General features: G+C 49.6%; 17 protein-coding genes and 3 tRNA genes. 9 read left to right on the top strand and 11 right to left on the bottom strand.

Annotation, left to right across the window (positions count from 1 at the left end; translation table 11 throughout):
- Positions 1-151: 151 nt before the first annotated feature.
- A complete protein-coding gene (locus GS601_RS12030) occupies positions 152-1,603 on the top strand; it encodes an ATPase domain-containing protein (protein ID WP_162423526.1) in 1,452 nt (483 codons plus the stop codon).
- Between the two features lie 356 nt (positions 1,604-1,959).
- Positions 1,960-3,999, top strand: coding sequence for a hybrid sensor histidine kinase/response regulator (locus GS601_RS12025; protein WP_162423525.1), 2,040 nt, complete (start codon positions 1,960-1,962; stop codon positions 3,997-3,999).
- 193 nt (positions 4,000-4,192) lie between these two features.
- Here GS601_RS12025 and GS601_RS12020 read toward each other — a convergent pair.
- Both GS601_RS12020 and GS601_RS12015 read right to left on the bottom strand, forming a co-directional pair.
- Positions 4,193-4,265: transfer RNA gene (locus GS601_RS12020), tRNA-Thr, on the bottom strand.
- Between the two features lie 263 nt (positions 4,266-4,528).
- Entirely contained in the window at positions 4,529-5,431 is a 903-nt protein-coding gene (locus GS601_RS12015) for a c-type heme family protein (protein ID WP_162423524.1), read from the bottom strand.
- A gap of 274 nt (positions 5,432-5,705) precedes the next feature.
- Here GS601_RS12015 and GS601_RS12010 point away from each other — a divergent pair, with 274 nt between their 5' ends.
- From GS601_RS12010 to GS601_RS11995, 4 genes are all read left to right on the top strand, one after another.
- The gene (locus GS601_RS12010) at positions 5,706-6,689 is read left to right on the top strand and encodes a PhnD/SsuA/transferrin family substrate-binding protein (protein WP_162423523.1); all 984 of its coding nucleotides are present in this window, start codon (positions 5,706-5,708) and stop codon (positions 6,687-6,689) included.
- Between the two features lie 109 nt (positions 6,690-6,798).
- A complete protein-coding gene (locus GS601_RS12005) occupies positions 6,799-8,013 on the top strand; it encodes a sigma-70 family RNA polymerase sigma factor (RefSeq protein ID WP_162423522.1) in 1,215 nt (404 codons plus the stop codon).
- Positions 8,010-9,164, top strand: coding sequence for a DUF1822 family protein (locus GS601_RS12000; RefSeq protein ID WP_162423521.1), 1,155 nt, complete (start codon positions 8,010-8,012; stop codon positions 9,162-9,164). The genes GS601_RS12005 and GS601_RS12000 overlap by 4 nt, the downstream gene beginning before the upstream one ends.
- 129 nt (positions 9,165-9,293) lie before the next feature.
- A complete protein-coding gene (locus tag GS601_RS11995) occupies positions 9,294-9,839 on the top strand; it encodes a CsbD family protein (protein ID WP_162423520.1) in 546 nt (181 codons plus the stop codon).
- A 334-nt stretch (positions 9,840-10,173) separates the two neighbouring features.
- Here the strand turns inward: GS601_RS11995 and GS601_RS11990 are convergent, their stop codons facing one another.
- Together GS601_RS11990 and GS601_RS11985 are read right to left on the bottom strand one after the other, a co-directional pair.
- Entirely contained in the window at positions 10,174-10,929 is a 756-nt protein-coding gene (locus tag GS601_RS11990; RefSeq protein ID WP_338017024.1) for a histidine phosphatase family protein, read from the bottom strand.
- Positions 10,930-11,152: 223 nt separating this feature from the next.
- Complete coding sequence (locus GS601_RS11985; protein ID WP_238393235.1) at positions 11,153-13,084, bottom strand: heavy metal translocating P-type ATPase; 1,932 nt, start codon at positions 13,082-13,084, stop codon at positions 11,153-11,155.
- Between the two features lie 148 nt (positions 13,085-13,232).
- Between GS601_RS11985 and GS601_RS11980 the strand changes: the two genes are divergently transcribed.
- A complete protein-coding gene (locus GS601_RS11980) occupies positions 13,233-14,324 on the top strand; it encodes a precorrin-8X methylmutase (RefSeq protein ID WP_162423519.1) in 1,092 nt (363 codons plus the stop codon).
- Between the two features lie 525 nt (positions 14,325-14,849).
- Here the strand turns inward: GS601_RS11980 and GS601_RS11975 are convergent.
- Positions 14,850-14,920: transfer RNA gene (locus tag GS601_RS11975), tRNA-Gly, on the bottom strand.
- 105 nt (positions 14,921-15,025) lie between these two features.
- On the opposite strand from GS601_RS11975, the gene GS601_RS11970 reads away from it, so the two are divergent.
- Positions 15,026-15,637: a LysE family translocator gene (locus GS601_RS11970; protein ID WP_238393234.1), complete on the top strand. Its 612-nt coding sequence runs from the start codon at positions 15,026-15,028 to the stop codon at positions 15,635-15,637.
- 148 nt (positions 15,638-15,785) lie between these two features.
- Here GS601_RS11970 and GS601_RS11965 read toward each other — a convergent pair whose 3' ends face one another.
- The 6 genes from GS601_RS11965 to GS601_RS11940 form a co-directional block, all read right to left on the bottom strand.
- A complete protein-coding gene (locus GS601_RS11965) occupies positions 15,786-16,007 on the bottom strand; it encodes a hypothetical protein (protein WP_202925041.1) in 222 nt (73 codons plus the stop codon).
- Between the two features lie 21 nt (positions 16,008-16,028).
- Positions 16,029-18,332, bottom strand: coding sequence for a heavy metal translocating P-type ATPase (locus tag GS601_RS11960; RefSeq protein ID WP_162423518.1), 2,304 nt, complete (start codon positions 18,330-18,332; stop codon positions 16,029-16,031).
- Between the two features lie 10 nt (positions 18,333-18,342).
- Positions 18,343-18,537: a heavy-metal-associated domain-containing protein gene (locus tag GS601_RS11955; RefSeq protein WP_162423517.1), complete on the bottom strand. Its 195-nt coding sequence runs from the start codon at positions 18,535-18,537 to the stop codon at positions 18,343-18,345.
- A gap of 131 nt (positions 18,538-18,668) precedes the next feature.
- Positions 18,669-19,733 carry a tetratricopeptide repeat protein gene (locus tag GS601_RS11950; RefSeq protein WP_162423516.1) on the bottom strand — a complete coding sequence of 355 codons (1,065 nt, stop codon included), beginning with the start codon at positions 19,731-19,733 and terminating at the stop codon, positions 18,669-18,671.
- A gap of 450 nt (positions 19,734-20,183) precedes the next feature.
- A complete protein-coding gene (locus GS601_RS11945) occupies positions 20,184-21,068 on the bottom strand; it encodes an alpha/beta fold hydrolase (RefSeq protein ID WP_338017023.1) in 885 nt (294 codons plus the stop codon).
- 98 nt (positions 21,069-21,166) lie between these two features.
- Positions 21,167-21,715, bottom strand: a complete 549-nt coding sequence (locus tag GS601_RS11940; RefSeq protein ID WP_162423515.1) for a hypothetical protein — start codon at positions 21,713-21,715, stop codon at positions 21,167-21,169.
- A 188-nt stretch (positions 21,716-21,903) separates the two neighbouring features.
- Here GS601_RS11940 and GS601_RS11935 point away from each other — a divergent pair.
- A tRNA-Gly gene (locus GS601_RS11935) sits at positions 21,904-21,975 on the top strand.
- Positions 21,976-22,177 lie beyond the last annotated feature (202 nt).

The raw sequence follows: 22,177 nt of genomic DNA, 5'->3' as shown, positions 1-22,177 counted from the left end.
TCCCTAAGAACGCCAAAATTTTCTCACCATCGTATATAGTTCTGTTTAGAAACTTTAACTTCCTTCCCTAACCCTTAACTTTGATCGGTGAAAATGCAAGAATCAGAGCGAATCGATCTCTATGTCGAATTGTTAACTGCTCCCTGACTTAATGCCACACGATCGTCTCTCAAGCGGAATCCCTGGTTTAGATGAAGTGCTCCACGGGGGGTTCATTCCTCAACAAGCCTATTTGGTGCGTGGAGGTCCGGGTGTCGGAAAAACCACTGTTGGGCTGAGATTTTTGGCAACCGGAGCCAAGCAAGGAGACTCGACCCTGTTTATTGCCCTGGGAGAATCGGAAACCCAAATTCGAGCCAATGCCAACCGTTCAGGACTTGATACCTCAGCCATTACCTTTCTCGACCTTAGCCCTAGTTCCAGCTTTTTTACCCAGGTCGAAACCTACGATATTTTTTCTGCTGCCGAAGTCGAGCGCGCCCCCACAACCCGGCAAATTGTCGAACAGGTTCAGCACCTCCAGCCGCAGCGCGTGTTTATCGATGCCATGACGCAGTTTCGCTACCTGTCGAGCGATGTGTTTCAGTTTCGCAAACAAGTTTTGTCTTTTTTGCGGCTGCTGCTAGAACACGGAGCAACCGTTGTGTTTTCATCAGAAAGTAGCGACACCGCCCCCGACGACGATTTGCAGTTTATGAGCGATGGTGTGATTTGTCTTCAACAAGAGGAAAAGGACGGCGATCGCAGCGTCACGGTCAGCAAATTTCGCGGCTCTGGCTTTCGCTCTGGTGCTCACACCCTGCGACTCAATAAGGCTGGAATGGAGGTGTTTCCTCGGCTCCAGCCCGAAGCGTATGAGCGAGACTTTTTGATCGAAGCGCTCTCTTTTGGAGTGCCCGCTTTAGATACCATGCTCCACGGTGGCATTGAGCGGGGAACGGTCACAATTCTTACAGGGCCAGCAGGGGTCGGCAAAACTACCCTCGGCATCCAGTTTATGAAATCTGCTGCCGAGCGGGGTGATCGATCGATCATTTACACCTTCGATGAACAGCCCGATATTCTGCTCCAGCGATCGGAAGCGGTAGGAATTCCGGTGCGTGCCATGCTGCAAGATGAGACCTTCTCCGTCGTCCAGATCGAGCCATTGCACCTGAGTCCTGATGAGTTTGCCAACCTGGTGAAAAAGGATGTAGAAGAGAAAAATCTACGAGTTGTGATGCTGGATAGTGTGACGGGCTATCGGCTATCCGTACGAGGCACAGACCTTGTACCGACACTCCATTCGCTGTGTAAATACCTGCAAAATGTTGGGGTGACCGTCATCTTGGTCAAAGAAACCGAAAACATTACCGAAACCTTCCGTGCCACAGAAATTGGCATCAGCTACTTGGGCGACAACACCATCTTTTTGCGATATCTAGAGAGGCAGGGCGAGATGCGAAAAGCGATCGGTGTTCTTAAAAAGCGCCTTTCTGACTTTGAGCGAACCCTGAGAGAATTTGACATTACCCAAACTGGCATCGTTGTTAGCGAACCCCTCACGCACCTTCGCGATATTTTGAGCCACACCCCCTCGTGGATAGAAACCCCACCGGAGTGATGAGTATCCCTATTTCTGGTGTTATGTTGTGCCGATAGAATGGGTCATGATCTATCTAGAGAGGGGTGAAGCTATGCTTAAGTGTGGCTCTACAATCAGATGAGGTAGCAAACGCTTCGGGCGTTGCTGCTAGGGCTTGGTCATTATTCCAGGTACTTGCCATCAGTAATTGCTCTTTCTACGCCGACCCAAGCAGGGCATCGCGTTGATCATTTTGCCATTTCATCTGCAAGCAGCAATTCAACTAGCCAGCATTGCCTATGGCACCTCAGCTTTTTTAGGAAATCCATTTGAGGAAATCCAAGGGTGATGCAAAATTTTGTACAGTGGCTACGAAGTGGCAGGAAAGGATGGCAATGAGTCGGATTCTGTTATTGCTAGAACACCAAAGAAACCGAAGCCTTCTGGCGGAATGGTTAACGTCTCGCTATGAGGTGATTGCGCCTGATTGGCAGCCCGAAACCATCACCCAACTGTTGCAAGCTTCTAGAGCAACCCAAAGCCCATCCCCTGCCTTTGATCTTTGCATTATCGGCTCGGTGGCGCTAGACCAGGTGTGGCAGCAGGTGCAAGCCTGTCGAGCGGCAGAACAGCCCGTTTTTCTACCGTTTCTCCTGGTCACCAGCCGCTTGGATGTTAAATATATGACGCGCGCGCTGTGGCAAACCATTGATGAACTGATTGTTCAACCGATTGAAAAAGCTGAGTTGCAGGCGCGGGTTGAAATTTTGCTGCGATCGCGCCAACTCTCGCTTGAACTCAAAGCGGTCAACCAAAAACTAGAGCAGCAAGTTAGCGCCCGCCAAAAAGCCGAAGTGGTGCGAGACAAAGCCATTTCGGCTCAGCGATATAGCGACGAGCGATTTCGCCAAATTGCCGAGACCATTCGTAACGTGTTTTGGATGATTGACCTGATCGAGCCGCGCATTCTTTATGTCAGTCCTGCCTATCAGCAGATTTGGGGTCGCTCGTGCGAAAGTCTATACGACAACTTTCGAGATTGGATTGACGGCATTCACCCAGAGGATCGATCGCGAATTGAAGCGGCATTTTACCAACGGGCAATTGCTGGCAATTATGACGAAGAGTTTAGAGTCGTGCATTCAGACGGGACGATACGCTGGGTGCGCGATCGCGGCTTTCCCATTTACGATGGCACTAACCCTGTTCATCAGGTCGTAGGCATTACCGAAGACATCACCGAGCGGGTGCAGGCTGAGGCAGAGCGCGAACAGTTGCTGGTGCGCGAACGCGAAGCCCGGGAGCAAGCTGAATCTGCCAACCGCATCAAAGACGAGTTTCTAGCGGTGGTTTCCCATGAACTCCGCACGCCCATGAATCCGATTTTGGGTTGGTCGCGGTTGTTGCACCAAGGCAGACTTAAAGGTGAACGAATCACCGATGCGATCGCCACGATCGAACGCAACGCTCAACTTCAGGTACAACTGATCGATGATCTGCTCGACATCTCCCGAATTTTGCGGGGCAAGATGAGCTTAACCATGATGACTGTCGATCTCAAAAGCATTGTAGCATCGGCGATTGAGACCGTTCGGCTTGGCGCAGAAGCCAAATCTATTACGATCGTCACAACCCATACTCCCCCGTTAGCAACCGTCACTGGCGATCCTGGGCGATTGCAGCAGGTGTTGTGGAATCTGCTCTCGAATGCGGTCAAGTTCACGCCCAACGGCGGACAGATTGCGGTTGATCTCGTTTCTGTTGGCACTGATGCCCAAATCCAAGTCACCGACACGGGCAAAGGCATTAGTGCTGAGTTTTTGCCCTACGTGTTTGAACATTTTCGGCAAGAAGATGGGGCAACCACTCGTAAGTTTGGCGGTTTGGGGCTGGGGTTGGCGATCGTGCGGCAAATTACCGAACTCCACGGCGGCACCGTCAGCGTAGACAGCCCCGGCGAGGGCAAAGGATCTGTTTTTACCGTCAAGATCCCGCTTGCACCTCAGGTTGTGGAGGCGGCTGCCCTACCGCCCACCACCGAGCCGGTGAGAAATCTGCGCGGCATTCAGGTGTTGGTAGTGGATGATGAAGTAGATTCGCGAGAGTTTATTGCCTTTGTGTTAGAGCAAGAACAGGCGATCGTTACGTTGGTGGCGTCGGGGTTTGAGGCGGTGCAAGCCATTGAGCGATCGCGCCCCGATCTGATTATCAGCGATATCGGTATGCCAGAGATGGATGGCTACATGCTGATGCAGCGTATCCGAGCTATGCCCGAAGGGCGAGATCTGCCTGCGGTAGCGTTAACAGCCTACGCGGGAGAACTCGATCAGCACCATGCGATCGCGGCAGGGTTTCATCGCCATCTGACTAAGCCCGTAGCGCCAAACGACCTTCTAGACAGCATTGCAACTCTACTCAAAGCCGATGGGTCTTAAGCTGTGAGACCGTCGTTTAAGGCAATGCTGCTCGATTTTTGTAAAAAACCTGGTGTAAAAATTTACACCAGGCACATCAACGGATAACGGTAGTGCTCAATGGATAAGGATGCGGTGTTGTTTACCACTACAATGCATCCTTACTTATTGAGCACTACCGAACTTATTTAGCACTACCGATAGTTTTTCTGAAAGCTGGTGATAAGACTCGAACTTACGACCGGCTGATTACAAATCAGCTGCTCTACCAACTGAGCTACACCAGCCTATGCCTTAGGCATTTTAGCAGAGAAAGCCCAGTATATGCTCAGAAAATTCCTTTTTATATAGGACATCTTTATATAGGACATCCGCATCAAACCGCGTTGTTAACATTTCAAGCCATCCTGTTGCAAAAACTCCCAACAATTTGCTGTTATTGGAAGTTTTCACGACCATAGATAGAAGGTTCTGAGAACGACAACACTATGGCTATTGCCTCAAATGTTCATCTGGTTGCCCTGCACCCACGCCTTTAGGACAAGGAGTATCAATGTTTCTTGTTCAGCAAATTCATTGAAATTTCTAAACTTGACTTCATTCGGTTAAACGCTGCTGCCAACGCGCCAATTTCATCGCGCGAGGTTTGCCGAAACTCTTCCTCCATGTGCCCCATGCTGACCGACTCTGCGGTGCGCGCCATTTGTCGGATTGGGTGAATCACAGAGCGTTTTAACAAGTAATTAATCACCGCAACGATCGCTAGAAACACGGCTAGCAGAATGGACATAATCATCACTAGCGATTGCCGAGCATTGTTCAGCACTTCTTCAGCAGGTACAGAGATCAGTTGTGCTGCCACAATGTCGTTGAGCTTCCAGTTAAAACCGTTTTCTGCGCCGTAAGTTGCAATCTGGCTTCTGGGCGCTTTGTCGGGCGTAGAGTGGCACCGTAGACAACTTTCTTTCTGCACAGATAATGGTCGTGCAATGTAAAACACTTGCCCTCCCGGTAAATCTCGAAACCCAGATAGCTCTTTTGTATTTGAATCTTTACGAAATTTATCGACTAAATCTGCCTCAAAAGAATCGGCTTTATCTCGCAGATTGGTAGGATCTAACGTTGCTTCTTTATAAAAGAAATCTTTGTAGGGATCGGTTTTGCGGACGCGCTGAAACACCTCTGTGGCAGAATAGGCAGGAACCGTTTCAGGAATAAACGTAGAATCGGTGTCTAGCCTTGGATTGAGCAGAGGTTGAAGATTAGTACTCGTATAATCGCGCACCGAATTCATAGTTTGAATGAGGATCAATGCTTTTGAAGTCACTTCGTTCTTAGCGCGGCTTTCTAATACGTTTGATAAAGCAAGCCCACTGATGATGAAGCCTCCAATAAATACGAGTGCTAACAATAAATTGAACTTTGGTCCTAGCTTAAGTCGTTGTAAAAACACGTTTACCAGCCTCGATGCAGAGAAGATGAGTTGATAAAGATATATCGATAAATGTGTAACCGAAAAGGGTGATCGTGACGGTTGGGTGCGATCGCAAGTTGGCAGAAACTCTACTACAAAAATATCTGATATTGAGGCTCAGAAAAGATAGAAAAAGGGCGCAAAACTAAATAAAATCTAAAGTTTTAAGAAATACGACCGTGCTTAAAACAGAGAAACTTGTGAAACAATAACATTTGTACGCAAATGAATCCTTAAATTCGTTCTATACGCTGTGTCATTTAAGTTATCTCGTCGCTTATTTTTAGCCCTTTTCGTGCTGACCGCCTGCGGGAAAACGCGCCCTATCCAAAAAAACCAACTTGTGTTGGGAACCGTGAGCTACGGCGATGGCGATCGCACCATCGCGCAGTATGAGCGCTTTAACCGCTATCTAGGAGAAAAGCTGCAAGCTGTGGTGCAGCTTGAGCCTGCTTACAATGAGCGGAAAGCCCTAGAGCGAATCGCAGCGCAAGCGTGGGCAATCGTGTTTGCCCCACCCGGATTAGCCGCGATCGCGATGACCCAGCATCGATATATACCGCTCTGTCCGCTAGAAGGCATTAATAGTTTGCGATCGGTGCTGGTGGTGAAAAGCGACAGTCCTTACGACGACCTGCGATCGCTAGCCGGAAAAACCCTCGCCATCGGGCAGCCGGGATCAGCCGTCGGCTATTATTTTCCGATTTTCAATCTCTACGGGCTAACCTTACGAAACTTGGAAATTTCCCCAAATCCTAAAGGCATCTTAGAGGCGATCGCTCAAGGAAAAGCCGATGTCGGAGCCTTATCGATGGAAGAATTTAACACCTACAAAGCCCAAGTGACCCAAGCCGAATTCCGGGTGCTCTTTACCGATACTCACAACGTGCCGTCTGGGTTGGTGCTGCTTAGCCCGACCATCGATCGCACCTTGCAAGACTCCATTCAAAAGATACTGCGTGAAATCCCTTCGGTAGTCGCGCAAGAGGCTAGAATTGTGCCCAATGGCGCGATTCCAGATTATAAATACATGATCTCCGTGGTAGAACGGGTGCGAACCATTTTTCCCGCCGACACCTCAGAAGGAGCCGCCCTGCTGACTCAAAAGCCTGTCCGTCTATTTAACGATAGCGATCCTGCTGCCCAAGCCTCTACTGAGCCATTCTCTGCTCCTGCTCCTGTCGCGCCCGCGTCGGGTCTGCCCGCATCGCCTGCGCTAGATAGCCCACCGCCGTAGCCTTGTTTTTCAATCTATTATCTTGCAATCTAACGGATGCCTGCGTTTGACAGGCTCAGAAAGGGACGGAATAATAAGCAACAGTCATCAGCCAAGGTTCTTAAGTCCAATGCGCCCCCGTCAAAGCCTGCTGGATCTGTTCTCAACCTTTTTGCAATTTGAGAGTGACTCTGCAAAGGGTTGGCTTGTCGATGCGCGATTGCGTCGTCATATGCAGGCACATCTCGATCAAGCCCCGATGCCTGAGCCATCGGAGACGTTTTGGGCGCTGTATTGGCACAAACAGTGGCAAACCGAAACGGCTACGCTTGCCACCGGGCACCTCGCCGCTTATCTACAGGAAGTGTGTTATTGGAGTGCCCGAAAACTGGCGCTCAACCTGACGACCGGGCAATCGTTAGCCGATTTTTTTCAAATTGCGATCGCGAAACTCGATCGGGTACTAAAGGGCTTTAATCCGCAGCACAGTGCGGGGTTACGAAGCTATGCGAGCTTAGCATTTAGCAATATTATTAAAGACTCGTTGCGCCTGCGGCAAGAAGTCGATATTTGTACAGACTGGGCACTACTGCACAAACTCAGCCACAAACGGTTTGTAGAATCGTTAAGAACCTATGGCTTGAATGCTGACACGATCGCCGCCTACACCGCCATTTGGGAAGCGTTTAAACTGCTGTATGCCCCCACCGATGGCAAAATTCGCAAGCTCTCTAAACCGGATGCCGCCGCCTTTGCCGCGATCGCACAGGTCTATAACCGCGATCGCATCACCACGGTGGGCGCGTCAGCCACCGCTGCCACTCCAGCTTTAACCGAGCAATGGCTGACCACCTGTGGAAAAGCAGCGCGATCGTTTCTCTACCCCCTGTTAGTGTCGGCAGATGCCTCAGCCTCTGGGCAAGAAAGCGGCGAACTGCTAGATGATTTTGAGTTTACGTTTCAAGAATCATCGCTGGGCGTGGTGATTGCCGAAGAAGACGCCAAGCAGCGAGACGAACAGCGATCGCAACTCAACGCCGTGTTGTTGCGATCGCTCGTGAAACTTGATGTGCAATCTCAACGGCTCTTACAGCTTTACTACGGGCAAGGGCTGACTCAGCAAGACATTGCAAAACAATTAGAAACCAAACAATACACGGTTTCTCGGCGGCTCACGTCCTTGCGCCAAGGGCTTTTAGATGGGTTGGGCGACTGGAGCCAGACTACCCTGCATAACCCCCTCGACTCAAACGTATTGAATGCTATGAGTGCAATTTTGGAGGATTGGTTAAAGGTGCATTACAGCCATCCAGACCTTCCTTCGTCCGCCGAGGCAAGTTTATGATTTCTTCTATGTCGCCCATGGCTTCTGATATTCCCTACCTCCAACTTGAGATTCCAACCGCATCAGCAGAGCGGTTTTGGCAGCCACCCTCGGCGTTTTCAGCCAACGGTATTCGCTGGCTTGCCTCGCTCAACCAAATGTGCCTAGACACCTTGCTACCGTGGATTCGGGACACCCACGCGCCCAACGCACAAGCCTGGATCAACCCGGCGGCAATGCCGAGCATTTGGGAAGTGGTGAACGGTAGTGCGATCGCGCTGGGTCAGCAGCGCTTGATCATCATTCCAACCGCCGCGAGCGACTTTGAGGAACTGCGCGTGCCGCAGGAGTGGGTCGATCTGCCCAGTTGGGCAGGACATTATTATGTGCCGGTTTATGTAAATCCTGATGATGGTGAAATTTGGGTGTTGGGCTATGTCACCCATCACACCCTCAAGCAGCAGGGAACCTATGATCCCCGCGATCGCACCTACAGCATTGCGTCTGAGGATCTGCTCTGCGATTTCAATGTGCTGTGGACGGCGCGTCGCCTCTGCCCCAATGAAGGGTTGCAAGCTGCGATCGCGCCTCTGCCCTCGCTGCCCCTAGAACGCGCTAAGGCGCTGATCGAGCGGTTGGGCGATTCTACCCTCGTGGTGCCTCGCTTAGCCGTGCCGTTTGAAGTGTGGGGCGCTTTGGTAGAGCACGGAGGCTGGCGACAACAACTGTATCAGCATCGTCTCAAGCTTCCCGAACCCGGATCGGTGCGGCAGTGGCTGCAAACCGAAATGTCAGGGTTTGCTCAACAATTGGGATGGGGCACGATGAATCTGCAAGCTGCCCTTGCCCGTGGCTCAAGCTATGGGTCTGCGAATGGGCTAGTTCGGCACTTAACGATCGCGGGAAACCTGTATGAGTTTCGCGTGTTTCAACAGAGCGAAGCGGTGTGGCGATTTGAGTTGCAAAGTGCTGCGATCGGGGGCTTGGTTCCGGGTGGATTTAAGCTGCGGTTGCTAACCGAAGATTTGATGCCGTTTGAAAATAATGAAGATAGTGCCACCAGTGCGATCGCTCAGCTTTACCTCGAAGTTTGCCTGAGTCCTGGGGATGCGCTGATTTGGGAGATTGAACCCCTGCCAGATTTTTACGATCGCGAAATTCTACGATTTTAAACCTCACAGTACTGACTCTGCATCAATTGTCTTTATTTTGTAAATTGTGCTGTTGGTATCAACAGATGCCGTTATTGATCTGTATATTGCTATGTCTAGAGTCGAGTACAAGGCGTTTAGGAGATCATCATGCTAGGTAAGAAGTCTGTCATTGCTAACTCTGAGACTGTGAGAAGATTTTTTGTATCCATTTGCTGTGTTTCGCTATGGTTTGGAATATGGGGAAATGCCGTTTTTAACGCAGCTTCTCCCGCGATCGCGGCTCCGCTATCATCTACTCCTGTTCTGGCAGCGTCGGGAATGATTGAGCAGATCGAGGGGCAGGCAGACGCAACAATGGGCAAAGCTCAGCAAGAAGTCGGTAAGGTGACTGGGCAAGGAGAAGGTGTGGCAAACCAGGTTAAGGGGAATGCAAAAGTTGGCATCGGTAGAGCAAAAGATGCCCTGAGTGCCGCAAGCGATCGCATCCAAATGAAAATCGATCAGGGCACTGCTACAGATAGCGCCAAGTTTGGCATGGATAAGGCAAAAGGTGCTTTAGACACAGCTAGCGATCGCATCGATATGAAGATGAATTTGGTGAAAGCAAAGCTCGCAGCGAAGAATGCCACAACTGCTGCAAGCGATGTGGGTGAGAATGTGATGGACGCCATCAAAGGCTTTTTTGGCAAATAAACTGGCGTCCAGCAATTAGGCAAATCTGAGTAGATCTGAGCAAATCTGACTGAGTGTGTATCGCGCTCAGTCTTTCTGCATTCTTTTCGTTTTTGCACTTATGCAGGATTTGAGTGGTGCAATTGAGCTACTAACCCCTGGAAATCGTCAAAAAACAGTACATCCCCGATGCACAGCAGTGTAGATTCCCCAAAGCTATATCGATGGCAAAAGCTTCAGTGCAAAAGAGCCACGTTCCCCCTCCCAAACCCGAGAGAGGGAATTTTGGTAAACAAACGTGGGCAAGATAGGCGGCTCTCGATCCTGAGTTCAGAATGTCCTGGATTTCACTCCTCTAAGGCTTCAGGTTGTCCCATGCATCGGGCATGACGTTGGCAATCAGATCAAAACCTTCCTGACCATTTGGTTTGAGGATGTAGGCAACCCCTTGAGGCTCAGGATAAATTCCGGTTGCAGACTCAAACACATCATCGTGACCCACAATAACCGTATTCGTGCCAGTAGCGGGGACAGCCGTCAAGAGTGGCATGATTGCTGCTTTCATCTGTGCAACCTGAGCATCCGTGTAGTCTTCAAAGGGTAAGAAATTAAGCCTTGAGTTTTTTTCATAGCGCCCGAATGCAAGGTCTGCCGTCTGCCACGCCCGGCAATAGTCACTAGCAAAGACTCTGCCAACCGGAATCTTCAACGTTTGAAATGCTTGACCGATCATTCTCGCCTGCTTCCACCCTACCTCGCTCAAGGTGCGCTGGGTTGCACAACTTTTCAAATCGATCTTGGGATCAGCCTGATCAGCATAATCTTTATCAGTTTGGGCATGGCGGAAGAAGATAATATGCCCTCCTTCTTGAAGTGCACTGCCTAAGGCTGAACCACTGACCTTACTTTTAAACTCTGGCTTCTGGTCACCGCCTTGACTGACTGTACCACCTTGCTCCGTCGCTAACAGCCTAAAGGGACTAGGCGCGATCGCGTCGATTGAGCCTGGCTGGGATAATAAATCAATGCTCTTAGCAGCAGCAGGGATCTTCTGGGTCGCAATCACCGTTGAAGCCACACCACACAGCAGATAAGACCAACACCCATCCACATTTTTAGCTTGCCTTGACTCATAGCTACTCCACCTTTAACTGTTAAATTAACTGTTAAATTTGATAACTGTTAAATTTGACTGCCATTCAAATAAATGACAGTCAAGTAATGCAAATATCATCGGTAGTTTATCACAAAGCTTAATGCGAATAACTATCAAAACGGTTTCAAATTTAAAATGGGTATTGGAGGAATAGTGGTAATGGAGTATAAGCTGCCACCTAGTTTCTAAGCAATCGCAACCCGCTCAAAATGACCAGTACCGTCGATCCTTCATGCCCCACCACACCGATAGGCAGCGTAATATTGCCTGCAAAATTGACTGCGATTAGCAACACAATAAAGCCGATCGCAAACCCAATATTTTGTTTAACGACTCGGTGCGATCGCCGCCCCAATTTGACGGCTGCCGCAATCTTCTCTAACCGATCTGCCACCAACACAATGTCAGCCGTTTCTAGAGCTACATCACTTCCAGCAACACCCATCGCAATGCCCACAGAGGCTTGCGCCAGCGCGGGCGCATCATTAATCCCATCTCCAACCATTGCCACCGTCTTGTATTGGGTTTGCAGTTGCCGAATGATGTGCAGCTTATCTTCTGGCAACAGTTCGGCATAAACCTGATCAACTCCGATTGCGTGAGCAATGCTGTGAGCGGTGCGCTGGTTGTCGCCCGTCAGCATGATGATTTGCTCGATGCCCAGCTTTTTGAGTTGCGCGATCGCTCTTGCGGCTTCGGGTCGCACATGATCCGCGATCGCAATCACCCCGATCGCCTGTTGCGCTTGAGCCACCCAGACAACCGTTTTTCCATCTTGCTCTAGCAAATCCGCACACTGCCCCAGTTCAAGCGGCAGATGAGTGACGAATTGCTTCACAAAATCAGCCGTGCCAACAAACACCAATTGTTGCCGCCAACTGCCTGCAATGCCTCGACCAGGGTATGCCTGTACCTCTGTGGCGCGTGACCAGTCTAGCTTTTGTGCGGCTTGAACGATCGCCGCCCCAATGGGGTGTTCTGAGCTAGATTCCAGGGCAGTGGCAACTTGCAAAACCGCTGCTGTGTCAAAGCCTGCTACCGGAATGACTTCGCAAACTTTTAGCTGTCCAGTCGTGAGCGTCCCCGTTTTATCAAACGCGATCGCCCGTACTCTACCGATCTGTTCTAACTGGGCACCATTCTTGAACAAAATTCCCTGTCTCGCACCATTGGCGATACCCGATAACAACGTGGGCATAATCGCCGCCATGAGCGCACAGGGCGACGCGACGACGAGAAAAATTAAGGCTCGATAAATCGTCGTTTCCCAACTCCAGTGCAGCAGGAAGGGCGGCAGCACTGCCAGCAAGATTCCAGCCCCAACAATGACGCGAGCATACCCATGTTCAAAGCGTTCAATAAATTGTTGAGAGGGTGGTGTCTCCGTTTGTGCCTGCTCTACTAAGCGAATCACGCGCCGCAGCAGGCTACTCTCTGGCGGTTGATGAACTTTGAGCTTTAAAGCGCCATTGCCGTTGAGCGTTCCGGCGAAGACCTCATCCCCGATCGTCTTTTCAACCGGAATTGATTCCCCTGTAATTGCGGCTTGATTCAATGTACTAAATCCTTCCAAAATCAGCCCGTCGGTCGGAATGATCTCTCCCGGTTTGACCACAATTTGATCACCTAACTCTAGTTGGTCAATCGGCACGGATACTTCTCTGCCCAATCGCAACACTTGTGCCGTATCAGACGTCAGACTCATCAAGCTGCGAATGCTGCGATCGGTGCGCTGCATGGCATAATCTTCCAATGCGCCACTGATCGCAAAGATCAAAATCAACACCGCGCCATCAATGATCAGGTAATATTCCTGCCGCCACAAGCCCAGTCCGGCGGCTCCCAGGGCTGCCACAATCATCAGCAGATCGACATCCAGTTCTTTTTCTTTGAAGAGGGTAGTTAGACCTTCACGGGCGCTCTCATACCCTCCAGCGACGTAAGCCGCAGGCAGAATTAGCAATGCCAGCCCAATCCATCCGAACTGTAGTGCGATCCATCCGAGGAGAAGCAATCCGCTACAGAGGATAGCCGCAAAAGCTTCTGAGTGTTTTTCTGCCAGTTGGGGTAGCCGCGATCGCTGAAGCATGAGCCGTGAATGAGAGAACATTCTTACCCTAAACCTTGACATTAGTGTTAATGTCAAGGTGTTGGCTCCAGTTATTTGTCAAAGTTGAAATGATAGGTGGAGGGGTTTATGAGCTACTCTCGCACTCATCCACTTTCGCACTCATCCACTCTCCTACCTCTCCACTCCCATGACACTAACCATCAAAGAACTGACGGACTCAGTGGGCAGCGACATCACTCCCCGCATGGTGCGACACTATCACCAGTTAGGATTGATGCCGCAGCCAGAGCGATCGCCCGGAAACTATCGCCTCTACAGCGACCAAGATGTGCAACGACTGCAACGCATTGTGGCGCTGAAACAGCAAGGCTTTCAGCTTTCCCACATTCACAAACTGCTGGAAGCGGAGCCGGAAGCGGAGCAAGCAACGTTAATGGCGCAACTTCAGCAGCAGTATCGCTCTATCATTCAGCAAATGGCGCAACTGCGGCAGACGGCATCGGCATTAGAGGGGTTGTTAGGGCGCGATCGCCCTTGTCAAACCACCCAAGCCGAAGTTCTATCCCAACTGAAGCTGCTGGAAGTTGAAACACGGCTGGGTGGATTGGAAAAACTTTGGCACGGATTGGATGCTCAAGTTCATGCCCATCCGGAAGCCTTTCAAGAATCGCTTCAGCGGTTGCTGCCTGACCTGTCCGATCGATCGGAAATTGAGGTAGATTTGCTCTCCAAGCTAGTGCTGGCGTGTGGTGATGTCAGTTTAGTGCAATTTGTGAGGCTGGGAAATCAAGTCCTCGCTGCGAGCCGCACCGCTTTCAAGTCGGGTTGTCAGGTAGTGGTGGATGTGCTGACGGTAAGCGGGGCAATCGACCAAACTCGACTGGCTCACCTGGGTTGTCCGGTGCAAATTTTGATTGACAATCCTCATATCACCAGTGCTGCCGAAGCGGAACACGCATTCTGGCAAAATCATGCGTGGAAAGACCGTTTGCAACAACTGCCAACCGGGTGTGCGATCGCAATCGGCTATGCCCCATCCGTGCTACTGGCAGTCTGTGAAGCCATTCACCAGCGCATTATTCAACCTGCGTTAGTGATTGGAATGCCGATCGGCTTTAGTCATGCCCCGGCTGCGAAGCGTCAACTGATGGCATCCGGCGTTCCCTTTATCACCGTGGAAGGCACGTTAGGGGGTGGGTTACTTGCTGCTACTGCTTTGAATGCACTGGTGGAATCGCTCATCGAAAAGCCGGATTGCCACTGTTACCTGGGTCAATAGCGAGGTAGCGATCGCAGCGCCCAGCAGTAGCCAACTGAAAGGTTTGGTTTGGTCGAAGCAGTTTCAGCCGAAACCCGTAAAGGCGATCGTGGCTAGAAATACTGCCGCTACGGTGCTATTAAGCTATCTTCTAAACGGCAAACATCCGACACCTTGCATCTCCAGGCTAACCTTACTGAACCAGCGTGCCTGTTCGTTACTGCCGCACAGCTAGCTATGTGCTCAGATTTAATCCTATTTTCAGGTAGATCTGCTAAACCTAACACAAACCTCTTCTGATCCCCATCAAACCAGGCACGGGGTAAATTCAACCTAATCCTATTATTTCTGATTTCTAATCCCACTCGCCCTTTATCGGTCTTTAAAGATCGTTTCATTATTAATCCAATATGTCAGTGAGATCACACTACTGGACTCACCGATGTACTCAACACCGAGAGAATATTAGATGCGCTGAATATAATTTCTAAAATATTTAATCTATAAAGTCTCTGAAAGCTACATATGGCAGTAACTTTCTCAAAAAGCGGGCAGCGAGAATCGAACTCGCATCAATAGCTTGGAAGGCTATGGTTTTACCACTAAACTATGCCCGCAAGGCATTCAAACTACTGCCTTTAATTATAACACAGTAGTTTGAATGCTTTTGCCCATTCCATGTTTATAATTCTCACATAATTGATATGTCGATGCACAGCACTATGACATTCAGCAGCATTGTTGCATTATTCAGTGCCATGGTTGTCTTGGCTGCTATGCCCAGTGTCAGCGTATTAGCAGTCTCCACACGATCAGCTACATTTGGATTTATTCATGGCGCTTTCACAACCCTAGGCATAGTAGCAGGCGACATCGTTTTCATCGCGATCGCTCTTTGGGGTCTGTCGCTTCTGGCTGAAACGATGGGAAGTTTCTTTGTCCTAATAAGATACCTTGGTGGAGCTTATCTTATCGGGTTGGGAATAAGGCTATGTCGGGCAAAATCAAGAGATGTGAAGACGGAGGAGGTCGTTAACGCCTCTTTGATGTCCAGTTTTCTGACTGGATTGTTTATTACATTGGGCGACCAAAAAGCGACCTTCTTCTATCTTGGGTTTTTCCCAGCTTTTCTTGATATTTCTAAAGTATCTTATTTTGATATCGCTACGATTATAGCAATCACGACAGTTGCGGTAGGCGGCGTAAAACTTGGTTATGCATTCATGGCAGATAGAACTAGATTGCTAGTTAGTTCCAAGCTCAGAAAAGGCATAAACACGGCTGCTGGCAGTGTAATGATTGCTGTTGGAGTATTGTTGATAACAAAAGCTTAATCATACAACCGAGTTCAGCAGGTCTAACAAGTCGCTGCCCTAAAGCGCTGTTACATGTCAGGTGAGAGCAAAGGCAATCTGCCTTCGGTGAGCTTGGTCGTCCTCCGATGCGATGCGCTAAAGAGACACCCTCTGGTGCATCGTCTGCTTAAGCTTTTTTTCTGCTATATAAAAACCACCAAAGCTCTAGACCAATGAGTGCCAGCCCACCCGCGATGACCCCAATTTTTGATCCGATCGGTTGATCAATGCGCTGAAACTGCGGGGCTGTAGGCTGAGAATGGTTCATCGGCATTTGAGTAGCGGCAGGACTTGCGCTCAAGAATAAACCAATGCCGACAAGGTTTGCGAGCAATACTTTTCTCAACATGATGATCAACGCGAGGGGAAACTATAGAATTGCTTTTGGTTTAAAGTTTTGTAACCGCAGTGCATTTGTTAAAACAGACACCGAGCTAAACGCCATCGCGCCGCCAGCAATAATTGGGTTAAGGAGCCAACCGAAAATAGGAAAGAGAACGCCTGCTGCAATGGGAATACCCAATGTGTTGTAAATGAAAGCGAAGAAAAGATTTTGGCGAATATTGCGAATGGTGGCACGAGACAGTTGAATTGCAGTGACAATGCTGTGTAGATCACCAGAGATCAGCGTGATATCACTCGCCGCGATCGCAACGTCGGTTCCGGTTCCGATGGCAATGCCCACGTCTGCCTGCGCCAAGGCTGGGGCGTCGTTGATGCCGTCTCCCACCATTGCCACAATCGTTGATTTGGCATGCCGCCGCCCTTTTGGGTTTGGTCTTGAACGACCAAGCTTGTCGTTTTGAATCGATTTAATAACGGCTGCTTTTTGCTCTGGTCGAACTTCGGCAATAACGGTTTGAATACCAACTTGATTGGCGATCGAGTTGGCAGTTTGCTGGTTGTCTCCTGTGAGCATCACAACGTCGAGTCCCATCCGTTGCAAGGCTCGAATCGCTTGAATCGAAGACGGTTTTAGCGCATCTGAGATGCCCATCAACCCGTGCAGTTTGCCTGCGATCGCAATCAAAATTACCGTTTTCCCAAGAGATTCTAATCGATCTTTTTCGGCTTGCATCGACTGAACATCAATGTTCAACTCGCTCAGCCAGCGTTGCGTGCCAATCTGCACCATCTCATGGGCAACTCTACCTTGGACTCCGCTCCCCGCGATCGCTTCAAACTCTTGCACCTCTTCTAAACTCACGCCTTGTGTTTGGGCATAGCAAACTACGGCTTCGGCTAAGGGATGCTCTGAGTTACGTTCAACGGATGCCACCAGTTTTAGCAGATTGAGTTCATGGGCTGAGCCAACATTAGAGATAAAGTCGGTCACAGTTGGCTTGCCTTCCGTGATGGTTCCTGTCTTGTCGAGAACGATCGTTTCAATCTGGTACGCCAACTCTAAACTTTCGGCCCCTTTGATCAAGATGCCGTTCTCTGCCCCTTTACCCGTTCCTACCATCACCGAGGTCGGAGTGGCTAAACCCAACGCACAAGGGCAAGCAATAATCAACACTCCAACCGTTGTGATCAGCGCTAGGGTCACGTTGCCCATAACGGTGAACCAGACGATAAAGGTTAGGATGGCGATCGCAATCACCACTGGCACAAACCACCCCGTCACTTGATCCGCCAATCGCTGAATTGGAGCCTTCGAGCCTTGTGCTTGCTGCACTAACTTGACAATTTGAGCCAGCACCGTATCCTTGCCCACGCGCGTTGCTCTAAATCGAAAGCTCCCGGTTTTGTTGAGGGTTGCTCCGATCACTTCATCACCGGGCTGCTTTTTGGTGGGCACACTTTCGCCCGTCACCATCGATTCATCAATCGTCGAGCTTCCGCTAACCACTTCGCCATCTACCGGAACCTTTTCCCCCGGACGCACCATCACCACATCGTCGATCTGCACCTCTTGGATGGGCACTTCCAGTTCTTGCCCGTTGCGAATAATGCGTGCATCTCGCGCTTGCAGCCCGATCAGCTTGCGAATTGCTTCTGAAGTTTGCCCCCTTGCCCGCATTTCCAGCAAGCGCCCCAGCAAAATCAGCGTGATGATCACGTTAGCCGCCTCGAAATACACATCGGGGGGCAATCCTTGGGCAAGAAAAAAGCCAGGAAAAAGGGTCGCAATTAGTGAATATAGATAGGCTGATCCGGTTCCCAAAGCAACTAAAGTATCCATGGTTGCAGTGTGGCGGTTGAAGGCTTTCCAAGCATTGATAAAAAATTCTGCACCACACCAGAACATCACAGGCGTTGACAAGATTAATTGAAACCAGTAATTGTGCAGCCACATGGGAATGAATGGAAGTGCCAATCCGGTCATCATCGGAAGGGAACCAACGATGAGAATAACGCTGATAATGCCAGCAACAATGGTTTTCTGTCGCAGGTGACGAAACTTTCGTAATCGCTGCGTTTTTTCGGCATCGTCTTCACCCGTGATCAATTCTTGATCTTGCAACGGAACCGATGAGTAGCCAGCCTCCGCGATCGCATGCTGAATTTGCCCTAAATTGACGCGCTTAGAGTCGTATTCAATAGCCGCTCGCTCTGCTCCAAAGTTAACGTTGCAGTTGCTCACCCCCGGAACCGAGCGAATGGCATCTTCTATGTTGCTTGCACACGAGGCACAACTCATGCCCTGAAGTTTGAACGTACTAGTTTCCATACAAAAGGGGTTAAGTGACGGTATAACCTGCTGCTGCGATCGCGGCTTTGATAGCGGTCTCAGATTCTTGAGTTTCAACGCTCACCCGTTTGGTTTTGGGATCGGTGCTGACAATCGCGCGCTCATCGACCGCTTTGATAGCATTCGTGATCGACGTTTCACAGGCTGAGCAAGCCATATCAGAAACCGTAAGTTGTAAGGTCATGGTCTCAATGGTGATGAATTTGAGTTGATAATTGTATGATGAACCCTCCACTAGGCTGGAGAGTCAAGCGATCGCACAAAAATGTTTCAAGTATTTCGCAATGCCGAAGTTCTAGAACCCCAGCTTGCCTGCTACAAAACTATGGCTTCCCGTTGGCTATACCGATTCGCTCTTGCATAATCGCCCAGCAAAAAGCAAGCCCTCTTGAGGCTGCCTAAAATGTGTTCTTCCAATCGGCAGTCACCAATTTGCTGAGCCAACCTCAATCGCTGCTCATAGCACTCAATGGCTTCGGTCATCTGCCCCAACGCATCGTAAGAAACACAGAGACTCGCCAGCGCGTTTTCTTGCGATCGCAGATCCTTGAGCGCGATCGCTAGGGTAAGACGTTGCCGATTGTAAGTAATGGCTTGGTCATGATTGCCTAAAACATAGTAAGCGTTGCCCAAATTTCGCAGCACTTGAGCTTCGAGGCGTTGATCCTGAACAGTTTGAGCTAACACCAACCGATGCTGGTAATAGGCGATCGCCAAATCATAGTCGCCTTGAGCATAAAACGCATTGCCTAAGTTTTTAAGAATCTGTCCTTGAGCTTTATAGTCATTTAAATCTTGTGCGATCGCAAGGGCAGCTTGTTTACATCCAATCGCACAATCCGACTGACCCGCCGCTTTGTAGGCTAAACCCAGGTTATTCAAGGCTGCCATCTCTCCTGGTCGATCCTGGAGATGCTGAGCCAGCACAAGGCTTTCCTGCTGATACTCAATCGCTTTCCCATGATCGGCAAGATGACGATAGGCATTCCCCATCGTCCCCAACACATGCACGCGGCTGAGGTAATTTTTAATCTGTTCTGCTAACGCCAAACTGCGCTGAGCGTAATCGATCGCCTTGCCGTATTCCCCTAAGCCATAACAGGCTAAACCCAGATAATTCAGCGCTTTTTCAGCCCCTACTTGATCTTCAAGTTCCCAGTAGATCAGTTGCGCTTTTTGCAGAGTATGCAACGCCGTCTGAAGTTGTCCTTGCTGGTAGTCTTCTATGCCTTGAGTCAGCAAACGATCGGCTTCTAACTTGCGATCGTCGTTAGTTTCTCTAGAACTAAGAAGGTCGAGTTTAACAGTTGGGGTGAGAGTATCGCGCTCATGGTGTGACGCCTCAATCCCTGGATTTTGATTGCTGTGGCAGTTGCTCATCTCTCAACACTCACCCTTCCGAATGGCTTCCGATGATTCCAGGAACATAACATCCAGAGCTTAACTTCTTTAAGACGAAGGGATGCTCAGTAGAATTTCAGGTTTTCCGGCATATTTCTAAGATATTTTCTAAATAATTAAATTCTTAAACGATTTATAAAGAATAAGCAGGGTGAGGCAATGGCAGCTTTGGGAATGTCTTCTCAGGCAAGAATAGCTGTAACGCTTTGCAAGCGGTCTTTCTGGGGTTGAAATAGTGGGTGCGAAAGTTCTGATAGCTAGCCAAAAATGTCTGGGTGGCAGCCGATGAGTGGCAAATGAAACGGATCGGTAGTGAGCGAGAAGGGAAGTCTGCTCAGCTTTGCTGATTTATCTATCCGCTCCTCGCGAAGCGTTGCCGCAGGCGTCTGCTACCCAATCTACTGCCAATTTCAGACTTCTGTTTTCTTCTTATCGCTCTGCTAGCCACTTCAAAATCAGAGGATTTACTACATCAGGGCGCTCATCATGGGGGCAATGCCCTGTATCTGGAATCGCAGCAAATTTGACATCATGCGATGCCGTCAGACCCTGATAAATTGCAGCACCCGCGATCGGCGTCCACGGATCAGCTTCTCCCCACACGACGAGGAGCGGCTTTTGAATGCGAGGTAACAAATCGGTTGGTTTCGGTCCAGCAGGTGCGGTCAGGATCGTTGAAAAGACCTTCTGAGCACCCGGATCACAAGAAGGCGTGTAGAGTAACTCTACGAGTTCGTCAGTAATAGCGTCACGATCGCGATAGACCTGCTGCAAACTGCTGCGGATGCGCGCTTTTTGCCGTACTCGATCAAACAACCAAGAGCCAAACGTTTTGGAACTCACCAGTTTGGTGAATGTCCCCATCACGAGCCGGAGTGGTAGGTTCAGTTCGTCGGGGCGATGGTTGAGACCTCCCGCCGGATTGAGTAAAATGCCTCCTGCGGCGATGTCTGGATAGTCTGCAAGCACCATCAGACAAAGTAAACCGCCGATTGAGTTACCAATAAAATAGGCAGGCTGACCAATCTTAGCGCTCCAAAAATCTTTGATCAGGTCTGTCCAGAGTTCGACCGTATATGCGATCGCTGGTTTTGCAGACCCGCCAAAGCCCAACAAATCCAGCGCAAACACTTGATAGCCTGCCTCAGCCAAAACAGGGATATTTTTACGCCAGTGCCCGATCGACGCCCCAAACCCGTGAATTAAAACTAAGGGACGCCCAGTTCCCTGCACGGTGTATTGGATCTGATGACCTTTCCAGTCCCAAGTCATCTTCTCGAAGGTGATAGGAGTCAGCCGTTGTTCAGTGGTCACAGTTTTACATGAAGTTTTCTTAAGATATCTTCATCATAGTAGTTTGGACACACTAATTTCAGCAACTCCTTTGAGGCAGGGCGCAACCAGTCAGGCGTCTATTTTCCGACTTTTTTGGCGTCTAGCTTGGCGTCTGGCTTGGCGTCTGGCTTGGCATCTGGCTTAGTATCTGAATCGGAAGACTGGAGAGCTTGGTCTAGCACAGCACGAGCATCTTCAGCTTGAGAACGCGCCTCTCGATAGCGCAGATTTGTTTGCGCGTAGTTCTTTAAAACCTTAAATCCTTCTTTTAATTGATTAATTTCGGCTTCGCTCACCGGCTCATCTGTAAACAGTACATCGATCTGCTTGCGAACTTGCAGGGCTTCGGTGCGGGTTTCTTGAGCTTTGAGTTTGAGGGTAGCTAAAGCGCTGAGAATTTGAACGGCTTGATTAATAGAATCTTCACCACCAGATGCGATCGCAGCGGAATTGTGAATCTCGATGAAGTTTTGAGGACCAAACCCATCGGCTAAATCGGTGGGTAATTTTCCTTCATCCATGAGTTCCATTAACTGATCCATCGCCTTTTCACGGGCTTTAGATGAATCTTTGCCAGGAACCGTCAAGACAATTTCGGGGCTTTGAGCAAGAGTATACTGAACCATGAGGCGCTACAGATCAATAGTAAAAAGTTTTGGCAGAAAGGAATAATGATCCATTCCTCTTGATCTTAGCCCCGAAACCCTGCCATGAGAGAAAGAGAAGCGTAATCTTCTGATAGACCTAGAAACTTTTTGCCCAACATAGATTGACATGGAGACCAAAGTTAGGCATAATTAAAAAGCTGTCAAATGCGGGTATAGCTCAGTGGTAGAGCGTCACCTTGCCAAGGTGAATGTCGCGCGTTCGAATCGCGTTACCCGCTTTCTAATAGAAGTCTCTCATAGCCTTGATTTCACGGGGTTTCGAGGGTTAAGCTTTCTGTAAATGATATTCAATAATCTATTATTCTCTCAACCCTGAGTACATTCTTGAGTCCATTACTAAAGGCACGCACATTGAGGTCGTCGGCCTGAAGAACACTCAGAACGGAACATCCTCATCTTAAAAGCAATCCGGTTTAGGTG

The sequence above is a fragment of the Myxacorys almedinensis A genome (genome assembly GCF_010091945.1).
Classification (GTDB): domain Bacteria; phylum Cyanobacteriota; class Cyanobacteriia; order Leptolyngbyales; family Leptolyngbyaceae; genus Myxacorys; species Myxacorys almedinensis.
The sequence above is the reverse complement of the archived record's forward strand: the minus strand, read 5'-3'. Positions and strand labels throughout refer to the sequence as shown.

What these genes read in the sequence shown, in the direction of transcription:
- GS601_RS11970 (WP_238393234.1), top strand. Translation starts at nt 15,026, where the DNA reads ATGACATTCAGCAGCATTGTTGCATTATTCAGTGCCATGGTTGTCTTG.
- GS601_RS11950 (WP_162423516.1), bottom strand. Translation starts at nt 19,733, where the DNA reads ATGAGCAACTGCCACAGCAATCAAAATCCAGGGATTGAGGCGTCACAC.
- GS601_RS11980 (WP_162423519.1), top strand. Translation starts at nt 13,233, where the DNA reads ATGACACTAACCATCAAAGAACTGACGGACTCAGTGGGCAGCGACATC.
- GS601_RS12000 (WP_162423521.1), top strand. Translation starts at nt 8,010, where the DNA reads ATGATTTCTTCTATGTCGCCCATGGCTTCTGATATTCCCTACCTCCAA.
- GS601_RS12005 (WP_162423522.1), top strand. Translation starts at nt 6,799, where the DNA reads ATGCGCCCCCGTCAAAGCCTGCTGGATCTGTTCTCAACCTTTTTGCAA.
- GS601_RS11995 (WP_162423520.1), top strand. Translation starts at nt 9,294, where the DNA reads ATGCTAGGTAAGAAGTCTGTCATTGCTAACTCTGAGACTGTGAGAAGA.
- GS601_RS11960 (WP_162423518.1), bottom strand. Translation starts at nt 18,332, where the DNA reads ATGGAAACTAGTACGTTCAAACTTCAGGGCATGAGTTGTGCCTCGTGT.
- GS601_RS12025 (WP_162423525.1), top strand. Translation starts at nt 1,960, where the DNA reads ATGAGTCGGATTCTGTTATTGCTAGAACACCAAAGAAACCGAAGCCTT.
- GS601_RS12030 (WP_162423526.1), top strand. Translation starts at nt 152, where the DNA reads ATGCCACACGATCGTCTCTCAAGCGGAATCCCTGGTTTAGATGAAGTG.
- GS601_RS11965 (WP_202925041.1), bottom strand. Translation starts at nt 16,007, where the DNA reads ATGTTGAGAAAAGTATTGCTCGCAAACCTTGTCGGCATTGGTTTATTC.
- GS601_RS11940 (WP_162423515.1), bottom strand. Translation starts at nt 21,715, where the DNA reads ATGGTTCAGTATACTCTTGCTCAAAGCCCCGAAATTGTCTTGACGGTT.
- GS601_RS11985 (WP_238393235.1), bottom strand. Translation starts at nt 13,084, where the DNA reads ATGTTCTCTCATTCACGGCTCATGCTTCAGCGATCGCGGCTACCCCAA.
- GS601_RS11955 (WP_162423517.1), bottom strand. Translation starts at nt 18,537, where the DNA reads ATGACCTTACAACTTACGGTTTCTGATATGGCTTGCTCAGCCTGTGAA.